This is a genomic window from Vibrio sp. R12-SW3-ISO1, from assembly GCF_059834005.1.
Map to the genome: position 1 here is coordinate 183,964 of NZ_JCBDGK010000015.1, position 18,674 is coordinate 202,637.

The window sequence follows — 18,674 nt, forward strand, 5'->3', positions numbered from 1 at the left end:
AATAAGACCAAGGCCAGAACATCGCGATCTGGCCTTGTTGTTTTGCTATGAGGCTAAACTGTCGTTCAATCAAAGATGGCTTTGAGTGCACGATACGCCTGTTCGACGGAATCTGGCACCACTTGCTCGACCTGAAACCCAAGCTGTGGATAGGTTTTTATTCGCTCGAAATCGCCAAGCATTGCCCGCACTGTGGTATCAAGGTCAATCTCTTCATTGAAATAGTCCCAGATCGTTAATTCCGGCGAAGTGACGAACACCTGCCGATAGGGTAGAGGCCACTGTTTTAAAAACGCGGCATAGCAGCGCCGCTCCATATATGGTTTTTGTACCAATAGGATCGAATCGAGCTGAATGTTCAATCGTTGGAGCTTTTCAGCGCTAAACAGCAGGTTTTCGCCGGTATTCGTGGCTTGGCTTTCTATCACAATATCACGGCGTGGAACGCCCATATCGATGGCAATTTGAGCAAAGGTGTCGGCTTCACTGTCGGCAAAAAGACCCTGCGTCAAGCGCCCGGCACCGCCGCTGAAGATTACCGTCTTGGCCCAGCCGTCGAGGTAGAGCTTGGCGGCGTGCTCTGCAACACGCACATCATTACTGCCAAGAACCAACAAACCGTCACATTGCTCTAACGGTTGGTTGAGTCTCATATACGCCCATAGGTGCTCTAGATGTTGATACAGTCTCATGGTGTGACTCACAGCGCCTCTAGCGTATGTTGGAAATGAAAACGGTAACCGAGCTCTAGCAAACGGTCCGCCATAATCCGTTTATCTTCCACGTCGACAATCGGTGGTAGGGGCTCTGATAGCCCAGCTCTTTCTAACGCAGTTTGATAAAATTGCGCTTTGCTCACGGTATTTGGCGTTGTGGCATTGACCACCATATTGTTGTCATGCAGGGCTGCAAAGCTGACTGCACCTATGGCATCGAGTAGGTGAATCATATTAGCGGGCGCAAGGCGACTGACTTGGCGAAGCTTGGCTGCAAATCGAGAAGGGTGACGCTCAGGGCCAATAAGACCGCTGCAACGAACGATGGCAAAACGCAACCCAGAATCTTGAACGTGTTGCTCAGCACGGAGCATGATTTTGGCATTGTCAGAAAAGGTACTGTGCGTGTTGGCCAATGCTAACGTCGCGTCGTCCTCATACATCTCTTTCGCCACTGATGGGTAAACCGTGGTCGAACTGACCATTACCAGCTTGTTGACCCCGATATTGACACAGGCTGTGGCGAGTTTTTTCCACTGCTCGGCATATTCATCACCCTTACCTTTACGAAAACCTGGCGGAAAACAACCGATCACGATCGAAGGTTGAATCGCGCTGAGTGAGCGTTCCACCTCAGACTGCGGACTCTCGAGCTGGCAGATAAAGCCATCGAGGTGCGCTGCTTTGAGCTCATCTGCCCCCGCCTCACTAGTGCGGCTGACCGATACCTGATGGCCAATGGATTCCAAGTATTGAGCAAGTGGGCGACCTAACCATCCGCCGCCAATAACCGCTATATGACTCATGACATCCTTCCTTCATTTGTTTCCTTTACTCTATCTTGCGTTAGGTGTAATGGAAAGCATTGTGAAAGTGTTCGCAACCGTATCGCAAGGCCTCGTAGAGGTGTTGGCCAAAATGAATCTAGCGAATTGAGTCAATCACGCTAATATTAAAAGTGAGACAATGGGGGGGCAATGGGCACCAAACCTTGAATGTCACCCGCTTGAATAGCGATGGCTGCTAAGGCGTTGAATGCTAGGGCGTTGAAAAAGGAAGGTAAGATGATCAAGTGGTGGTTTGCTTTGTTTTTACTGACATGGCAGGTACAGGCTAATCAACGTGTCGTGATGACGTCACTCAACTGGCCACCGTATTCAGGTGAAGAGCTGATTGAGCAGGGTATCTCCGTCGCCATTGCCAAGGAAGCGTTTGCCGCCATGGGCTACCAGTTAGTGGTTGAGTTCAAGCCTTGGGTCAGAACGGTGACGACGGCCAGTCGCAAAGCGCAGTACATCGGTTACTTCCCCGAATATTATTTTGATACACGAGAGTTTGTGTTTTCAGAACCGATTGGTCGCGGACCGCTAGGGTTGGTGGAAAACACCCAATCCCCCATTCGTTGGAGCACACTCAGCGATCTCACTCAATACCGCGTTGGAACCGTGAAAGGGTATGTCAACACACCAGAATTTGATCAAATGGTCGCTTCCGGCTCCCTAACAGTGGAAGAGACGCTCGATGATTTACGTAATGTTTATAAAGTGGCAAAAGGGCGATTGGATGCGGCGGTGATTGATGCCAATGTGCTCGATTTTTTGATTCGGCGTGATTCACGCTCCGCTTTATTGTCAAAGCGATTGCGAATGAACCCCACCTTATTGGCGGAAAAAGATCTCTTTTTGGCGTTTAACAACAGTGAAGAGGGGCGAAAGTGGCGAGACATCTTTAATCAAGGCCTCGCCAAAGTCGATCCACTGGCGATCGCGGCCAGTGTTCAGAAAAGACAACAAGAACCGGGTAACGTGACTCAGTTACCCGTGGCGGATAATTAGCTGCACAGCACGCGAAGAATCTTATCAGCGTGCTCGGCCACTTCAATGCCTTCGTCCGTCAGGTAGCCACCATCAGGTAGCGTACAAAGCCCCTTTTGATACAGACGAGCCACCGCGGATTGCATCTCTTGCGACGCCTCGTGGTGCACTTTGATGCCAGTCGCTGCGCTGCTGATATCGAACTGAAGTAAGAGATTCAGTTCAGAAAGGTGCTCGCTGGAGTATTTCATAGACGGTTTCCTTCTGTTTCTATCGTCGATCTCACCATAAGCGCCCAGCCCCGTTAGAACAACGCCTTGCGGCGAGTTTTGTTAGCTCAACCACTCTTTTTTAGTGGCCAATGATCACTTCTGAAAGCTAAATCTTATTTCCTTATTTTTAGTGCTTGAGTTTGATCACATTTAGAAACACCGTCTGGATGTTTAGTTGAGTCAAAAAACCTAGCTCGCGCTAGGTTTTTTCGTATCGTCTCTGATTAATCGAGGCTTTGATGATAGGGCTCATCAAATGGCAGCAGCTCTTTGGGCAAAGAGACCAACCAATCGCGCAGCTCTTCACTGCCTACCTCTTCTTGATCGCACGTTTGGTGTAATGGATTCACTATCATAACAACACTCCTTTGCAGTTACCGATTGCATCCTATGGTCATTTTGTGACCTGTTTATTACAGTTATCGAGATAAATCATACTCGGATGAAAGTAAAGGAATTTTTCTATAATCGTTAAAATTTACGTTTTGCGTCTCGACCAAGGCTAGGTATCACCACGGTTATCCACAGAATCTGTGGATAAGATCTATTCTTGTTCAGGCTCGATCCTTTTGACCCGTGTTTGACCCGATTGGCTAAAGTTGACCGCAATATTCAGCCGAAGCGTGGTGGTAATGGAGATGGTCATCATGACAAATATCGCCACCATGATCATCACTTGGTATTTGATCGCAATAATAGGGCTTGCTCCGCCTAAAATTTGACCAGTCATCATTCCTGGTAACGTGACCAATCCGCTGGTGGTCATTGAGGCTAATGTGGGTGCCACGGATTTTTGAATCGCTTCGCGAACAAAAGGCAGGGTAGCAAAGCTGGGTGGCGCGCCCAGTGAGATAGCCGCTTGGTACTCTGAATTGCGTTGCTCAAAGGCGGTGTAAAAATGTTGCAGCGCGACGATATTGCCGCTCAAACTGTTGCCCAGAAGCATGCCAGCGAGGGGAATTAAGTACTGAGCGTGATAAAACGGCGTGGGTCTCACGACCAAAGCGGTGATAATCAGCAACACTGGCGTCAGGCCGACGATGAGGCTTGTGGTGACGACCGCCATCAATGGGCGGCGAGGTAAACGTGCTTTGTTGATGATGGAACTGGCGCCAATCAAAATCATCACGGCGAGCCAGAGCACATTGACCAGCGCGCTATTGAGCTCAAACAGATATTCGAGATAGATCCCAACCAGGGCCAGTTGCAGCGTCATTCTCGCGACGCCTATGAGCGCATCTTTGCCAATGTTCAGTTGATAGTAGCGACTGATAGAGAGCGGAACGCTCAAAGTAAGAAAAAACAGCCCAAGAATGGGCCAAGGAATATCCACCACACTGCTCATTATTCATCTCCATATTCGCGCTTATTCTACACCATTGCGTTCATTGTGACAGATTGGCCGCTGCGCTCGGATTGAGCCCATCATTCCCGTTTCTTATTAATAATAATTTAACAATTTGTTGGGAAGTTGAGTGCTTAGACTTGCGTTTTTTAAGCCAATTTGAAAGTGAAATGTTATGTGAGTAACCATTTTTTAACTCTTTCTTCTTGTTCATATTTCTTCACAAATGCACCTTATTTAACACATAAAATCGCAATCCATCACATCTCTGTATCAGCTCAAAAAAGTGTCGAATAGTCGCTGTGATGGGCTTGAATTCGATTGAACCCCACAGAATGTGTGGTCTACCATTACGTGTATCAGTTGTATGAAATTTGTGCGTATCGATCAGCGCTCAAAGTGAGCATCAGTGACAGGGCAGGCAAATGTATGAGTAATGTTAACAAAATAGAGAGTGGCGAAAAGCGCTCCTTGGAGTGGAAATCGTTCCTCTTCATCACAGTGATTCTTTTCCCCGTGTTGAGTGTCGTACTGGTGGGTGGATACGGATTCATCGTCTGGATGCTACAGGTCTTTTTCATGGGACCACCGGGAACGCACGGTTAATGACGCACGGTTAAACCAAGAACCGTCACTGACGTTAAGAATAAGATGAAAGAGAAAGAATGATGAAAGCACTAATTGTTAAGCTGTGGCGAACCATGACTCGCCCTGCAGTTCATATCAGCCTAGGTGTGCTCACCATGGGTGGCTTTATTGCTGGGGTGATTTTCTGGGGTGGATTCAACACAGCGCTAGAAGCGACCAACACCGAAGAGTTCTGTATTAGTTGTCACACCATGCGTGACAACGTCTATGTTGAGCTGCAAGAAACCGTGCACTGGAAAAACCATTCAGGGGTTCGCGCAACCTGTCCTGACTGTCACGTACCTCACAACTGGACGGATAAAATTGCACGTAAAATGCAGGCCTCCAAAGAGGTGTTTGCGCAGGTGTTTGGTGATCTCGATACGCCTGAGAAATTTGAAGCGCGCCGTCTTGAGTTAGCGCGTCACGAATGGGACCGTTTCTCGGCCAATGGATCACTGGAGTGTAAAAACTGTCACAACTACGAGTCGATGGATTTTGATTTGATGTCACCCACTGCGCGCATTCAAATGCAATCCGCGGCTGAGCGCGATCAAAGCTGTGTGGATTGTCACAAAGGCATTGCGCACCACTTACCGAATAACATGGAAGCGGCGAGCGGCATTGTGGGGGATCTTGAACAGGTCGCCAACGGCACCTCATACAATGTGGGCAACTCTGTGGTTTCGATTCGTCACTTGCCTCTCTATACCGACGAAAGCGCGGCCACCGAAGCGGGCCTACTTAGCCCAGCAAGCCAAGTGGCAATTGTGGAAACGAAGGGCGACATGATCAAAGTAGAGATCGACGGCTGGCGCAAGGCGAAAGGCTTTGGACGTGTCATTCAAGAAGACTTTGGTATGAACATCTCAACGGCCATTTTGACGCGCGATGTTTCTCAAGGTGACCAAGTGGTGACAGGGGAAAGCAAAGAAGACGAACTCACGGGTTTGCCATGGGAAAAAGTGGCCGTGGACTTGTGGATGAAAAAAGAGTCGATGGTCTCGGATTTCGAGCCGATTTGGAGCGCTGCCGGCCAAGCGTATCAAACCAACTGCTCGACGTGTCATACGCAGCCTGATGAGGCGCACTTTAGTGCCAATGGGTGGGTGGGGATGCTCGATGGCATGATTGCCTTCGTCAACTTTGACACTGATACCGAAGCCTTGGTGCTCAAATACCTGCAAAAACACTCTTCTGATTTCTCAGATGGTCACCACTAATTCGCGGCAATGGAGTAACAAATAATGGCAATCACAAGAAGAAGTTTTCTAAAAGGTGTCGCGGGAACCAGTGCTGCCTCCTTGATTGGGCCGAGCTTATTGACGTCGGCTGCGGCGAACGCCGGAGAAGTGGAGGGTACCTGGAAGGTATCTGGCTCACACTGGGGCGCATTTCGCGCCCGTATCTGGGGCGGGAAAGTACAAGAAATCAAGCCGCTTGAAGTCGATAAATACCCAACCGATATGCTGAATGGCATCAAAGGGATCATCTACAGTCCCTCTCGTGTACGCTACCCTATGGTACGTTTGGATTGGTTGAAAAAGCATAAGTACTCGACCGATACACGCGGCAACAATCGTTTTGTTCGAGTCACTTGGGATGAGGCTCTGGATCTTTTCTATCGTGAGTTGGAACGCGTGCAAAAAGAGTATGGCCCTTGGGCTTTGCACACTGGACAAACTGGTTGGCGTCAAACCGGTCAGATGCACAGTTGTAACAACCATATGCAGCGTGCGATGGGTTTGCATGGTTACTCCGTGAAAAAGGTCGGCGACTATTCAACCGGCGCAGGGCAAACTATTTTGCCTTATGTGTTGGGTTCCACCGAGGTGTACGCGCAAGGCACATCATGGGAGCTGATCCTCGAAAACAGCGACAACATCGTGTTGTGGGGTAACGATCCGGTCAAAAACCTACAAGTGGGCTGGACATGTGAAACACACGAGTCGTTTGCCTATCTTGAGCAGTTGAAAGAAAAAGTCGCGCAGAAGCGCGTCAATGTCATCTCCGTTGATCCAGTACGCAACAAAACTGCGCGCTATCTAGGTAATGAGTTGCAATACATCCACCCGCAAACGGATGTGCCTTTTATGCTTGCAATCGCGCACGTGCTGTACAACGAAGATCTGTACGACAAAGACTTCATTGATACCTACTGTCTTGGTTTTGAAGAGTTTATTGACTACGTGCAAGGTAAGACCAAAGACAAGGTCGAAAAAACACCCGAGTGGGCGGCAGAGATTTGCGGCGCATCCGCCGACGAGATTCGCCAATTTGCGCGTATGCTTGTGAATGGCCGCACTCAGATTTTGGTCGGTTGGAGTATCCAACGTCAGGAGCACGGTGAGCAGCCATATTGGATGTGCGCCGTGATTGCTGCAATGGTGGGGCAGATTGGTTTGCCTGGTGGCGGTATCTCTTACGGTCACCATTACTCGGGCATCGGTGTATCCTCGACGGGATTTGCCGCGCCAGGATCGTTTCCGCTCAACATCGATCAAGGTCAAGAGCCGAAACATACTAATCAAGATTTCAACGGCTATAGCCGCGTGATTCCAGTGGCGCGTTGGGTGGATGCCTTGCTTGAGCCGGGTAAGAAGATCAACGCCAATGGCGCTGTGGTTACCTTGCCAGACATCAAAATGATGGTGTTCAGTGGCAACAACCCTTGGCATCACCATCAAGACCGCAACAAAATGCGCCAAGCGTTCAAAACGCTGCAAACCGTGGTCGCGATTGATTTTGCTTGGACGGCCACTTGCCGTCACGCTGACATCGTCTTGCCCGCCTGTACTCAGTTTGAGCGTAACGATATTGATGGTTACGGTGCGTACTCTGGCCGTGGCTTAATCGCTATGCATAAGTTGGTTGATCCGCTGTTCCAGTCGAAAACCGACTTTGACATCATGACGGAACTGACGCGCCGTTGGGGTCGTTCTGAGGATTACACGCGTGGTATGAGCGAGATGGAGTGGGTAAAATCGCTCTATGATAACTGCCGCGACGCCAACAAAGGCAAGTTTGATATGCCTGAATTTGACGTGTTCTGGCAGCAAGGTTTCCTCGATTTTGGTCAAGGTCAACCTTGGGTTCGTCACGCTTCTTTCCGTGAAGACCCGGAAATCAACGCGCTGGGCACGCCATCGGGCTTTATTGAAATCACCAGCCGCACCATCGGCAATATGGGCTATGAGTTCTGCCAAGAACACCCAATGTGGTTTGAAAAATCCGAGCGCTCGCACGGCGGCCCAGGTTCAGAGCAGTACCCGTACTGGCTACAATCGTGCCACCCGGACAAGCGCCTGCACTCACAGATGTGTGAATCTGAAGCGTTTCGTGCGACCTACGCGGTGCAAGGGCGTGAGCCTATCTACATCAACCCAACTGATGCTAAACGCAAAGGCATCAAAGAGGGCGATGTGGTCCGAGTGTTCAACGGCCGAGGTCAGCTACTTGCTGGCGCCGTGTTGACCGATAGCTATGCCCCAGGCGTGGTACGTATCGAAGAGGGCGCATGGTATGGGCCACTCAACGAAAAAGTGGGCGCGTTGGATACCTACGGCGATCCGAATACGCTGACTCAAGACATCCCGTCCTCTGAGCTAGCGCAAGCGACCTCTGCCAACACTTGTCTGGTGGACTTCGAAAAATACACCGGCACATTACCGCCAGTGACCGCCTTCGGTGGGCCTATTGAGGTCATGTAGCACCCATGTAGCCAGCAAAGACCAGCATCGCGCTGGTCTTTTTCTATTTTAGTGATCTGATCACTCCCTGTTTTGGGAATAATGGTTATTCCTATCAGTTCGAGCACGATAACCGCATAATTCGCCACGTTTAATTCCAATAATCAGTGAAAGGGACATCGCTGAACAACTTTGTGGAGATGGCGATGAGCAACAAACCTCTATTCGCACTGAGCGCGTTGGCGTTGGTGCACTTTAATGCAGTAGCCAATGAAGATGTGCAGGACATGTCGGATCCGTTGGCGGTCTATACCCAGGCGGGTGTGGGTTATACCGACAAAGGTCTGAACCTGAAACTCGGTCAAGCGTACGACACCGGTAATCCAACCACGATGGCGATGCACATCGCAGAGGTGAAAGGCTTCCTTGGTGAAGATCTTGGCTGGAATGGCGGCACACGTTCAGACAACGACAACAGCATCGATAGTTTACGCTACCGCCACTTCAGCGTGGATATGACTAACGGTCGTGGCTCGCAGGTGGACGTGAATCTTGGATTCCAAAACACAACGCCAAACGGCGAGGCAAAGGGTACTCAAGGCAGCGTCTCTTACAGTTTTATTCAAGCGTTGCCTAAAATGGGCCCCGTAAACTTCTACCCATTGGCAGGAGCGGGCGTCGCATTTGGTGAAGATCGCCAAGCTGCGACAGACAACCAAGCGCAAGATCGCTGGGACATTCACGGCACATTCTATGTTGTGGGTATGTACAGCAAAATCGAAGTGACTGAGAGCATCTGGATCAACTACAACCCAATGTACCTAGGCACCATGTCTGGCTCAAGCTTCTACAAAGACAATGCTTTTGGTGCAGGTGAAGATACCCTGTACGCGCACGAAGCGGCGGTCTCTTACCAAATCAACCCACGCGCCAACGTTCGTTACTTTGCCAACTGGAACGAGAACGTCAACTACGCGAAAGGCGATCACCGCATCGAATTTAACTACCAGTTCTAACGTTAAATACGTTTTGTATGGTCAATGCCGCTTCCTGTGAAGCGGCATTTTTCGTTGCGTCGAATTTGGCGAAAACAAAAACCATCACATATAGTGATAAAAGTGTGATTTGTAATAGATTTGTTGGTTAGACAGGCACGGTGAGCAGTGCTGTAATGTCAATCGTTGTGGTGAGAGGTAACGAGATGGGCCAAGTGATTCGATTAGATAACGAGCAGGTGCTGTATGTGCCGAGTCGCGATCTTGATGCGGTGGTAGAGGGCAACGAAGTCCACTTTCGCTTCCAAGGCTTAAGTAATGATCCATTCGGCTCACACTACGCACTGTTCTCAACGGATTTTCAGTTTGAGCGTCAGGCAATGGTACTTGGCGATGGCTTTCAAATGCTCGCTCAAACCACCGGCACCATCGACAAGCCGGTGGATATCGGTCGCTGCCCCGACAACAGCGCGAGCTATCGGCTCTATGGCTCCAACGAACCTAAGCGCTATTACAACTATTTGGTGGTCGAAGACTCGCTGGGCTACACCTTGTTTGGCTTTACCTCTTGTCGGCGTTTCGCCGGCTATTTTGAGGTGAGAGAGCAGAAGGGTACGCGCACCCTCACGGCTTACATTGATGGTGAAAATACCCACCCTAGTGATTGGAGTCATAGCGAACTTGAATCGGTTGTTGTGCTGAAAGGCTCGTCACTTTCCGGACTGTATGAAACCTTCAGTGACTGCATTGCCAAACATCATCCAAGGCGTGCAGGTGTTGATGGTGTCGCGCCGCTGGGTTGGTGCTCTTGGTATGCCTATTATGCACAAGTCAAAGAGCAGCAGATTCGCGACAATGTGCGCTGCATGAAAGAGAACATTAAGCCGCTCGAGTACGTGTTAATTGATGATGGCTATCAAGCGTTTATGGGCGATTGGCTCTCGCCATCTGCGCAGTTTCCGTCTGGGCTTGCGTCCTTGATTGAGGAGATAAAGCGCAGCGGCAAAAAGCCCGCGATTTGGGTCGCGCCTTTTATTGCCGAGGGCAACTCAACCATTTTTCGCCAGCATCCAGATTGGTTTGTCACCCATGACAATGGCCAGATCATGAAAGCAGAAGACGTCACCTATGCGGGCTGGCGATGCACGCCTTGGTATCTGCTCGATACGACTCACTCGGATGTGCAAGATCATCTCACCCATGTGTTTAAGACCATGCGTGAAGAGTGGGGGATTGAGCTATTTAAGCTTGATGCTAACTATTGGGGAGCGTTAAAAGGTCGCCGTTGGCAGTCAGGCATTACTGGGGTGGAAGCCTACCGAATGGGGATGGATGCCATTGCTCAAGGGGCAGGCGATGCGTGGTTACTGGGCTGCAATGCTCCAATGTGGCCGTCGCTAGGCATGGTAGATGCGATGCGCGTGTCAGATGATGTCGAGCGAGACCCAAGGCGATTTGAGCAAATCGCCAAAGAGACCTTCTACCGCAGTTGGCAGCATCGCAAACTGTGGCAAATCGATCCCGATTGCGCGACGTTGGTCTCGTTGCCCAATCAAGCTGCGGAACGTCAAGCGTATGAATTCCATCGTGATGTACTACTCGCCAGTGGCGGATTACTGCTCTCTGGTGACCCGTTACCGGATCTCACCACATTCGCGAAAAAGACCCTAGCGAAACTGGTGATGCGACACAACCACAATCAAGACGCCGCCAAGTTTACCGCGTTTAACCTGCATCATGGGTTTTTGAAACTGACTGAGCGTAACGACTTACACTGCTTATTTAACTACCACCAAACCGGCCGAGAAGTCACGCTGACCTCCGATTACCCGGTGTATTGGTTTGATTATTGGAGTGGCGAGAAGCTGACCGCTGAGCCTGAGCAAGTGATTGAAGTGACGCTTGAGGCGGGCTTATCGAGCCGCGCGATCATTACCGCCCCGTCATGATGCTTTGCGCTACATATTCCCCCATCGATTGGGTAGAATGACGTTTTTGCCAATCTAGGATCTCAATGTCGATAATTTTAGGAATCGATCCGGGCTCAAGAATTACCGGATATGGCGTGATTCGCCAAACAGGTCGACATCTTCACTACCTCGGCAGCGGTTGTATACGCACGTCAGAATCGGAATTACCCGGTAGGCTCAAGCAAATTTACGCGGGCGTTTCGGAGATCATCACCCAGTTTCAGCCCGATGTGTTCGCTATTGAACAGGTCTTTATGGCGCGCAATGCCGACTCCGCACTTAAATTAGGTCAAGCCCGCGGTAGCGCTATTGTGGCGGCGGTGAATGCTGAGTTGCCGGTGTACGAATACGCTGCGCGTCTGATTAAACAAGCTGTGGTGGGTAATGGCGGCGCGGATAAAGAGCAAGTGCAGCACATGGTTCAGTCGATGCTCAAACTGCCAGCCAAACCACAGGCGGACGCCGCCGATGCGCTGGGTGTGGCGATTTGTCATGCCAATACCAACAAAACCTTAGTGGCGCTTGCAGGAAAAGCGACCAGCGCACGACGAGGACGCTACCGCTAGTTTTTTACTGGCTATACATCCAGTTCTTTATTATCATCAAACCACTTTTATACAGCGAATAGGACGAACCAGTGATTGGACGATTGCGCGGCATTTTAATTGAGAAACAACCCCCAGAACTGCTGATTGAAGTCAGCGGGATAGGCTACGAAGTTCAAATGCCCATGAGCTGCTTTTATGAATTGCCCAACATTGGTGAAGAAGCGATCATCTACACACACTTTGTGGTTCGTGAAGATGCGCAGTTGTTGTACGGCTTTAATACCGTTAAAGAGAGAGCGCTGTTTCGTGAAGTGATCAAAGCCAATGGCGTAGGGCCAAAACTGGGGCTTGGCATTTTATCGGGTATGACGGCGAGTCAGTTTGTCGCCTGTGTCGAGCGAGAAGATGTCTCTACCTTGGTCAAGTTGCCTGGAGTAGGCAAAAAAACCGCAGAACGATTGGTGGTTGAGATGAAGGATCGCCTCAAAGGCTGGGGGGCGGGCGACTTGTTCACGCCACATACGGATGCCGCGCCGATGGATTCGGCGACACACTCAAGCCAATCGAACGCGGAAGAAGAGGCGATCAGTGCGCTGCTTGCGCTTGGCTATAAGCCAACCCAGGCGTCTAAAGTGGTATCGCAGGTGAAAACGGCAGAGATGAGCAGCGAAGAATTGATTCGTGAAGCGCTCAAATCTATGGTCTAGCCCATTGAAAGGTAAACAGTCATGATTGAAGCGGATCGCCTGATTGCCCCAGACAATGCTGTCTACAAAGAAGAAGACGTCATTGACCGTGCAATACGCCCGAAAAAGCTCGAAGATTACCAAGGGCAGGATCATGTCCGTGATCAAATGGAAATTTTCATCAAAGCCGCTAATTTGCGTAGCGAAGCCCTTGATCACTTGTTGATCTTTGGTCCTCCGGGTCTGGGTAAAACCACGCTGGCGAACATTGTGGCTAACGAGATGGGCGTTAACATTCGTACCACCTCGGGGCCGGTACTTGAAAAAGCGGGCGATTTGGCCGCCTTGTTAACCAATCTCGAAGAAAATGATGTGTTGTTTATTGATGAGATACACCGCTTGAGCCCAATGGTTGAAGAGGTGCTCTATCCTGCAATGGAAGACTATCAGCTTGATATCATGATTGGTGAAGGCCCGGCGGCGCGGTCGATTAAAATTGATTTGCCTCCGTTCACCCTGATTGGCGCTACCACGAGAGCCGGGTCGTTGACGTCGCCACTGCGCGATCGTTTTGGTATTACTCAGCGTTTGGAGTATTACAAAATCGCCGATTTGCAGCACATTGTCCAGCGAAGTGCTGATTGTCTAGGGCTGTCGATGGATGCGGAAGGGGCGCTTGAAGTCGCGCGCCGTGCGCGAGGCACGCCTCGTATCGCCAACCGACTGCTACGCCGCGTACGTGACTACGCTGAAGTAAAAGGCAATGGCCATATTTGCGCTGACACCGCAGACAAAGCGCTCAATATGCTTGATGTTGATGCCAAAGGCTTCGATTACATGGATAGGAAATTACTGCTCGCCATTATGGAGAAATTTGGTGGCGGACCGGTTGGCCTCGACAACATGGCGGCAGCGATAGGTGAAGAGAAAGACACCATCGAAGACGTTCTTGAACCTTACCTCATTCAACAGGGGTATCTGCAACGCACACCAAGAGGTCGTATTGCGACCGATCGAGCTTATCTCCATTTTGGTATCGACAAGTCTTAGCGAGTCAATGCCCAATCGTGAATGAAAACTAAGTTTGCATAACCAGCTCCGATGAGCTGGTTTTCTATTTTTGGTGATCAATGTCACAAATGTAAATTCTTTACTACCCCTTTATGGTTAATGAAATAAGGTGTTTTGTTAATCGCTTGTTCTGCATAAAAATGAATTCGACCAGTCTAATTACGCCCCATTAACATCCGCGCTGATTTTCTTTTGATACAGATCAATTTGATGGAAAATTAATCAAAAATGCGGCACTAAAGTTGATACAAATCAAAGCGGACAGTTTCTATAAACCTTTTGAAACGCAGAATTTTTAGCAGTAATATTAGTTCCAGCTATATTAGCTGATGCTTAACAATTAACTAACTGTTACGGTACATTTTTGCAACAGTAAGCCGCTATCTGATAACAACCTTTAAGATTGGGTAACGAATAATCATGCTGCATCAATGGAAGTAAAGTGTCTTCAGCCGGCACAAAAGGAGTAATCAATGTTCGATATTGACGTAGTGGATCTGTCGCGGTTGCAGTTTGCATTAACCGCGATGTATCACTTCCTCTTCGTACCGTTGACTCTCGGAATGGCGTTCTTACTCGCCATCATGGAGTCTCTGTACGTGATGACCGATAAGCAAATCTACAAGGACATGACCAAGTTCTGGGGTAAGCTGTTTGGTATTAACTTCGCCCTAGGTGTAGCAACGGGCCTGACCATGGAATTCCAATTCGGAACCAACTGGTCTTACTATTCTCACTACGTAGGTGACATCTTTGGTGCGCCTTTGGCCATCGAAGCACTGGTTGCCTTTTTCCTCGAATCCACCTTTGTCGGCTTATTCTTCTTTGGCTGGGACAGGCTCTCTAAGCGTCAACACTTAGCCGTCACTTGGCTCGTTGCGCTTGGCTCCAACTTTTCGGCGTTGTGGATCTTGGTGGCCAACGGTTGGATGCAAAACCCAGTCGGCGCAGAGTTCAACTTCGAAACCATGCGTATGGAAATGGTGAGCTTTGCCGAAGTGGTGCTCAACCCAGTGGCGCAAGTCAAATTCGTTCACACGGTCGCTTCAGGTTACACGACGGGCGCGATGTTCGTGCTAGGCATCAGCTCTTACTACCTATTGAAAGGTCGTGACATTGCGTTTGCGCGTCGTTCGTTTGCGATTGCGGCTTCTTTCGGTATGGCGGCGATTTTGTCGACTATCGTCCTTGGCGATGAGTCAGGTTACGAATTGGGTGAAGTGCAGAAAGTGAAACTTGCGGCAGTTGAAGCTGAGTGGCACACAGAGCCAGCCCCTGCGGCCTTTACTTTGTTTGGTGTCCCGAACCAAGAGACCATGCACACCGATTACGCGATTAAGATCCCTTACGTCATGGGCATCATCGCGACACGTTCGTTTGATGAGGAAGTGACGGGTCTTCGTGATTTACGTGATCAGCACGTCGAGCGTATCCGCACGGGTATGCTTGCTTATGAGCTGTTAGAGAAGCTGCGCGCTGGTGACAAATCTGCTGAAAACGTCGCGGCGTTTGATGAAGTGAAGGGCGACCTTGGCTACGGTTTGCTGCTCAAGCGTTACACTGACAACGTTGTCGATGCGTCAGAAGAGCAAATTCAAGCGGCGGCGGATGACTCCATTCCTACTGTTTGGCCTCTATTCTGGTCGTTCCGTATCATGGTGGCGTGTGGTTTCATCATGTTGTTTGTCTTTGGCGCGGCGTTTATCCAGACCTGTCGTCAGAAAATCGAACAGAAAGCGTGGATCCACAAAGCGGCGCTATTTAGCATCCCACTGCCTTGGATTGCGGTTGAAGCGGGTTGGTTTGTCGCCGAGTTTGGTCGTCAGCCTTGGGCCGTTGGTGAAATCCTACCGGTTCACGTTGCTGCATCCGCGTTGACTGCGGGTGAAATCTGGACGTCGCTGTTTGCCATTTTGGCGCTTTACACCGTGTTCTTGATTGCAGAGGTCTACCTGATGGTGAAATTTGCACGCAAGGGACCGAGCAGCCTGAAAACAGGTCGCTACCACTTCGAGCAAGATGCTAACTCTGTTGAAGACAAAGTTAGTCGCCAAGTAGAAGCTTAAGGCAAGGAGAAACACAGATGTTTGAATACGAAATCTTGCGATTGATTTGGTGGGTACTGATTGGTGTTCTACTAATAGGCTTCGCCATTACTGACGGTTTCGATATGGGGGTCGGTGCGCTGGTCCCTGTTATCGGCAAAAATGATAACGAGCGCCGTGTCATGATCAACTCGATCGCCCCGCACTGGGACGGTAACCAAGTGTGGTTGATCACCGCGGGTGGCGCGCTGTTTGCCGCTTGGCCACTGGTGTACGCGACCTCGTTCTCCGGTTTCTATCTGGCGATGATCGTGACGTTGGCAGCACTCTGGTTGCGTCCGATTGGTCTCGATTACCGCTCTAAAATTGAAGATCCTAAATGGCGTAACACTTGGGATATCTGTATCTCAATCAGCGGCTTTGTCCCACCGATTATCTTTGGTGTGGCGTTTGGTAACTTGCTGCAAGGGGTTCCGTTCCAGCTCAATGAGTTCTTGATGCCGACCTATCACGGTTCCTTCTTTGGCTTGTTGAACCCATTTGCTCTGCTGTGTGGCCTAGTGAGCTTGTTTATGATCATCTTGCAAGGCGCAACCTGGCTACAGATGAAAACCACCGATGACGTGCACGCTCGTGCTCGTGGCGTGGCTCAACTGATGGGTCTACTGACAGCAGCCGCCTTTGTGGGCGCGGGCTTTTGGGTACAAAGTATTGATGGTTATGTGATCACTAGCGTCATCGATGGCAATGCGGCGTCAAACCCACTCAACAAAGAAGTGGTGCGTGAAGCTGGCGCATGGATGAGTAACTTTGAAACCTACCCACTGATGTGGCTAGCGCCAGCACTGGGTGTGGCGATGCCTCTGTTGGCGGTAGTGGCGTCTCGATTTGAAAAAGGCGGCTTTGCCTTCTTGGCATCGAGCCTTGGTAATGCGGGCGTCATCTTGACCGCAGGTTTTGCGATGTTCCCATTCGTAATGCCATCGGACTTAATGCCAAGTCACAGCCTAACCATGTGGGATGCGACGTCATCTGAGCTCACACTGAACCTAATGACCGCGGTTGCGGCCGTGATGGTACCTGTGATTTTGGGTTACACATCGTGGACCTACTACAAAATGTTTGGCCGTCTCGATAATAAATACATCGAAGACAACAAAAACTCACTCTACTAAGGAGCAACAATTATGTGGTATTTCGCATGGATTCTGGGTGTACTCTTAGCGTGTGCGTTCGGCATCATTAACGCGCTTTGGTTAGAGCACTCAGAAATGATGGACAAAGACAGTGAGTAATCTCACTGCGCGTGTCACTAAGTGGCATGCGCCAATGGATAAGACCCTATTTCGGGTTTTATCTTTGTTGTTGGGTTTTTACCATGTCGCTATGGTGATGTGGGATCCAGAACGCTACGCTGCCTCCATTGGCGGTTTTAATGCCGTGATCTCACCGCTGATGATTTGGGCCATTTGCTCAAGCATGGTGTATGGCATTGGCTTTAAGCCGCACAAATGGGTTTGGCAGTGTCTGTTTAGCCCCTATTTCTGTTTGAGCATTTTGGGCTACCTCACCGCAGTGAGATTGCTCTAAACGCGATCCCCTCACCGCAGGAGAACCCGTATGCTCATTCCATGAGCGAAATAGCACTACCGATTGAAAGGTAGTGCTATTTTTTTGTTTCAATCTTTGAAAAGCGCTGATAAGCCCTTGCGTAAACCCCAATGAGTTGCGTTATAGTAACAAACCGTTTGTGATGGGCTTGCGCCCTTTCTCCGCTGGGAGCAATAGGCACAAGGAGCCGAGATGACATTTGAATGGCCAGTGACGGTCTACTACGAAGATACCGATGCCGGTGGCGTGGTATATCACTCCAACTACTTAAAGTACTTTGAACGCGCGCGAACCGAGCTACTTCGCACTATCGGCGTATCGCAACAGCGTTTACTGGAACAAAAGTTGGGTTTTGTAGTCCGACACATGGATATCGACTTTTTACACGGCGCGCGTCTAGACGACCACCTCAAGGTGCTGACGCGCGTCGAAGAAATCAAAAAAGCATCGCTCACATTCTGTCAGGAAATCGTTAATCCTGAAGGAAGGTCATTGTGTAAAACAATGGTTAAGGTAGCATGTATTGATAATGAGAAAATGAGGCCAACGGCGATACCTCAGTCAATAATTACGGAGTTTACACACGGTGACCGCTGATATTTCCATGCTGGATCTGTTCCTGCAAGCAAGCTTGCTGGTAAAAATGGTCATGCTGATTCTTTTGGGCATGTCGATAGCCTCTTGGGCGATGATCATCAAGCGCAGCAAAGTGCTCTCAAAAGCCGCGAAAGAAGCGGAGACGTTTGAAGATAAGTTCTGGTCGGGCACCGATCTTTCTGTCCTTTATCAAGCGGCCCATAAGCGCAAAGATGAACTGGCCGGTACGGAAGAGATTTTCTACTCGGGCTTCACCGAGTTTGCTCGCCTACGCAAATCCAACGCTGATTCGCCAGACTACATTATGGAAGGCACGGGGCGCTCGATGCGCGTCGCAGTCGCTCGCGAAGTCGATGAGCTAGAAACACATCTGCCGTTTCTGGCGACCGTTGGCTCAATCAGCCCTTATATTGGTTTGTTTGGCACGGTTTGGGGCATCATGCACGCCTTCATTGCGCTGGGTGAAGTGAAGCAAGCGTCGTTAGCCATGGTGGCGCCAGGTATCGCCGAAGCATTGGTGGCGACTGCGATGGGTCTGTTTGCTGCTATTCCTGCGGTAATGGCTTACAACCGCCTGAGCAACAAAGTGGGCAAGCTTGAGCACAACTACGCCACCTTCTCTGAAGAATTCCACAGTATCTTGCATCGTCAAGCGATGGCCGGAAGAGACAAAGCGTCCAAGGAATAA

Annotated in this window: 20 protein-coding genes; 15 read left to right on the forward strand and 5 right to left on the reverse strand. The window is 49.9% G+C overall.

The window, feature by feature from the left end; all coding sequences use genetic code 11:
* Positions 1–65 precede the first annotated feature (65 nt).
* Together AC6R0R_RS04510 and AC6R0R_RS04515 are read right to left on the reverse strand one after the other, a co-directional pair.
* On the reverse strand, positions 66–692 hold the full coding sequence (locus AC6R0R_RS04510; protein ID WP_500625838.1) for a YdcF family protein: 627 nt from the start codon (positions 690–692) through the stop codon (positions 66–68).
* 8 nt (positions 693–700) lie between these two features.
* On the reverse strand, positions 701–1,522 hold the full coding sequence (locus tag AC6R0R_RS04515) for an NAD-dependent epimerase/dehydratase family protein (protein ID WP_500625839.1): 822 nt from the start codon (positions 1,520–1,522) through the stop codon (positions 701–703).
* A 258-nt stretch (positions 1,523–1,780) separates the two neighbouring features.
* On the opposite strand from AC6R0R_RS04515, the gene AC6R0R_RS04520 reads away from it, so the two are divergent.
* Positions 1,781–2,551: a substrate-binding periplasmic protein gene (locus AC6R0R_RS04520; RefSeq protein WP_500625840.1), complete on the forward strand. Its 771-nt coding sequence runs from the start codon at positions 1,781–1,783 to the stop codon at positions 2,549–2,551.
* On the opposite strand, the gene AC6R0R_RS04525 is transcribed toward AC6R0R_RS04520, so the two are convergent.
* The 3 genes from AC6R0R_RS04525 to AC6R0R_RS04535 all read right to left on the reverse strand — a co-directional run bounded on the left by AC6R0R_RS04525 (position 2,548) and on the right by AC6R0R_RS04535 (position 4,147).
* Positions 2,548–2,781, reverse strand: a complete 234-nt coding sequence (locus AC6R0R_RS04525; protein ID WP_334550984.1) for a TIGR02647 family protein — start codon at positions 2,779–2,781, stop codon at positions 2,548–2,550. The genes AC6R0R_RS04520 and AC6R0R_RS04525 overlap by 4 nt on opposite strands.
* A 245-nt stretch (positions 2,782–3,026) precedes the next feature.
* Positions 3,027–3,158, reverse strand: coding sequence for a hypothetical protein (locus tag AC6R0R_RS04530; RefSeq protein WP_334550981.1), 132 nt, complete (start codon positions 3,156–3,158; stop codon positions 3,027–3,029).
* Between the two features lie 188 nt (positions 3,159–3,346).
* Positions 3,347–4,147, reverse strand: coding sequence for an ABC transporter permease (locus AC6R0R_RS04535; protein ID WP_500625841.1), 801 nt, complete (start codon positions 4,145–4,147; stop codon positions 3,347–3,349).
* 429 nt (positions 4,148–4,576) lie between these two features.
* Here AC6R0R_RS04535 and torE point away from each other — a divergent pair, with 429 nt between their 5' ends.
* From torE to tolQ, 14 genes are all read left to right on the forward strand, one after another.
* Positions 4,577–4,753: a trimethylamine N-oxide reductase system protein TorE gene (gene torE / locus AC6R0R_RS04540; RefSeq protein WP_334550978.1), complete on the forward strand. Its 177-nt coding sequence runs from the start codon at positions 4,577–4,579 to the stop codon at positions 4,751–4,753.
* Between the two features lie 62 nt (positions 4,754–4,815).
* Positions 4,816–5,997, forward strand: coding sequence for a pentaheme c-type cytochrome TorC (torC, locus tag AC6R0R_RS04545; protein WP_500625896.1), 1,182 nt, complete (start codon positions 4,816–4,818; stop codon positions 5,995–5,997).
* Positions 5,998–6,021: 24 nt separating this feature from the next.
* The gene (gene torA, locus AC6R0R_RS04550) at positions 6,022–8,484 is read left to right on the forward strand and encodes a trimethylamine-N-oxide reductase TorA (RefSeq protein WP_500625842.1); all 2,463 of its coding nucleotides are present in this window, start codon (positions 6,022–6,024) and stop codon (positions 8,482–8,484) included.
* A gap of 185 nt (positions 8,485–8,669) precedes the next feature.
* On the forward strand, positions 8,670–9,479 hold the full coding sequence (locus AC6R0R_RS04555; protein WP_500625843.1) for a hypothetical protein: 810 nt from the start codon (positions 8,670–8,672) through the stop codon (positions 9,477–9,479).
* A 185-nt stretch (positions 9,480–9,664) separates the two neighbouring features.
* Positions 9,665–11,407, forward strand: coding sequence for a glycoside hydrolase family 36 protein (locus AC6R0R_RS04560; protein ID WP_500625897.1), 1,743 nt, complete (start codon positions 9,665–9,667; stop codon positions 11,405–11,407).
* Between the two features lie 65 nt (positions 11,408–11,472).
* Positions 11,473–11,994 (forward strand): crossover junction endodeoxyribonuclease RuvC, encoded by a 522-nt coding sequence (gene ruvC, locus AC6R0R_RS04565; RefSeq protein ID WP_487902666.1) that lies wholly within the window; start codon positions 11,473–11,475, stop codon positions 11,992–11,994.
* Positions 11,995–12,065: 71 nt separating this feature from the next.
* Complete coding sequence (ruvA, locus tag AC6R0R_RS04570) at positions 12,066–12,683, forward strand: Holliday junction branch migration protein RuvA (protein ID WP_500625844.1); 618 nt, start codon at positions 12,066–12,068, stop codon at positions 12,681–12,683.
* 21 nt (positions 12,684–12,704) lie between these two features.
* Positions 12,705–13,712: a Holliday junction branch migration DNA helicase RuvB gene (gene ruvB, locus AC6R0R_RS04575; protein WP_334550969.1), complete on the forward strand. Its 1,008-nt coding sequence runs from the start codon at positions 12,705–12,707 to the stop codon at positions 13,710–13,712.
* Positions 13,713–14,206: 494 nt separating this feature from the next.
* Positions 14,207–15,799 (forward strand): cytochrome ubiquinol oxidase subunit I, encoded by a 1,593-nt coding sequence (gene cydA / locus AC6R0R_RS04580; protein WP_500625845.1) that lies wholly within the window; start codon positions 14,207–14,209, stop codon positions 15,797–15,799.
* A gap of 17 nt (positions 15,800–15,816) precedes the next feature.
* On the forward strand, positions 15,817–16,953 hold the full coding sequence (gene cydB, locus AC6R0R_RS04585; RefSeq protein WP_500625846.1) for a cytochrome d ubiquinol oxidase subunit II: 1,137 nt from the start codon (positions 15,817–15,819) through the stop codon (positions 16,951–16,953).
* A 12-nt stretch (positions 16,954–16,965) separates the two neighbouring features.
* A complete protein-coding gene (gene cydX, locus AC6R0R_RS04590; RefSeq protein WP_000270284.1) occupies positions 16,966–17,073 on the forward strand; it encodes a cytochrome bd-I oxidase subunit CydX in 108 nt (35 codons plus the stop codon).
* The gene (ybgE, locus tag AC6R0R_RS04595; protein WP_500625847.1) at positions 17,066–17,368 is read left to right on the forward strand and encodes a cyd operon protein YbgE; all 303 of its coding nucleotides are present in this window, start codon (positions 17,066–17,068) and stop codon (positions 17,366–17,368) included. The genes cydX and ybgE overlap by 8 nt, the downstream gene beginning before the upstream one ends.
* 213 nt (positions 17,369–17,581) lie before the next feature.
* A complete protein-coding gene (gene ybgC, locus AC6R0R_RS04600) occupies positions 17,582–17,986 on the forward strand; it encodes a tol-pal system-associated acyl-CoA thioesterase (protein WP_334550962.1) in 405 nt (134 codons plus the stop codon).
* A complete protein-coding gene (gene tolQ / locus AC6R0R_RS04605; RefSeq protein ID WP_500625848.1) occupies positions 17,976–18,674 on the forward strand; it encodes a protein TolQ in 699 nt (232 codons plus the stop codon). The genes ybgC and tolQ overlap by 11 nt, the downstream gene beginning before the upstream one ends.

What these genes read in the sequence shown, in the direction of transcription:
- ybgC (WP_334550962.1), top strand. Translation starts at nt 17,582, where the DNA reads ATGACATTTGAATGGCCAGTGACGGTCTACTACGAAGATACCGATGCC.
- torC (WP_500625896.1), top strand. Translation starts at nt 4,816, where the DNA reads ATGAAAGCACTAATTGTTAAGCTGTGGCGAACCATGACTCGCCCTGCA.
- AC6R0R_RS04515 (WP_500625839.1), bottom strand. Translation starts at nt 1,522, where the DNA reads ATGAGTCATATAGCGGTTATTGGCGGCGGATGGTTAGGTCGCCCACTT.
- cydX (WP_000270284.1), top strand. Translation starts at nt 16,966, where the DNA reads ATGTGGTATTTCGCATGGATTCTGGGTGTACTCTTAGCGTGTGCGTTC.
- AC6R0R_RS04530 (WP_334550981.1), bottom strand. Translation starts at nt 3,158, where the DNA reads ATGATAGTGAATCCATTACACCAAACGTGCGATCAAGAAGAGGTAGGC.
- AC6R0R_RS04510 (WP_500625838.1), bottom strand. Translation starts at nt 692, where the DNA reads ATGAGACTGTATCAACATCTAGAGCACCTATGGGCGTATATGAGACTC.
- ruvB (WP_334550969.1), top strand. Translation starts at nt 12,705, where the DNA reads ATGATTGAAGCGGATCGCCTGATTGCCCCAGACAATGCTGTCTACAAA.
- AC6R0R_RS04535 (WP_500625841.1), bottom strand. Translation starts at nt 4,147, where the DNA reads ATGAGCAGTGTGGTGGATATTCCTTGGCCCATTCTTGGGCTGTTTTTT.
- AC6R0R_RS04555 (WP_500625843.1), top strand. Translation starts at nt 8,670, where the DNA reads ATGAGCAACAAACCTCTATTCGCACTGAGCGCGTTGGCGTTGGTGCAC.
- AC6R0R_RS04560 (WP_500625897.1), top strand. Translation starts at nt 9,665, where the DNA reads ATGGGCCAAGTGATTCGATTAGATAACGAGCAGGTGCTGTATGTGCCG.
- ruvC (WP_487902666.1), top strand. Translation starts at nt 11,473, where the DNA reads ATGTCGATAATTTTAGGAATCGATCCGGGCTCAAGAATTACCGGATAT.
- AC6R0R_RS04520 (WP_500625840.1), top strand. Translation starts at nt 1,781, where the DNA reads ATGATCAAGTGGTGGTTTGCTTTGTTTTTACTGACATGGCAGGTACAG.
- cydB (WP_500625846.1), top strand. Translation starts at nt 15,817, where the DNA reads ATGTTTGAATACGAAATCTTGCGATTGATTTGGTGGGTACTGATTGGT.
- torA (WP_500625842.1), top strand. Translation starts at nt 6,022, where the DNA reads ATGGCAATCACAAGAAGAAGTTTTCTAAAAGGTGTCGCGGGAACCAGT.
- torE (WP_334550978.1), top strand. Translation starts at nt 4,577, where the DNA reads ATGAGTAATGTTAACAAAATAGAGAGTGGCGAAAAGCGCTCCTTGGAG.
- AC6R0R_RS04525 (WP_334550984.1), bottom strand. Translation starts at nt 2,781, where the DNA reads ATGAAATACTCCAGCGAGCACCTTTCTGAACTGAATCTCTTACTTCAG.
- cydA (WP_500625845.1), top strand. Translation starts at nt 14,207, where the DNA reads ATGTTCGATATTGACGTAGTGGATCTGTCGCGGTTGCAGTTTGCATTA.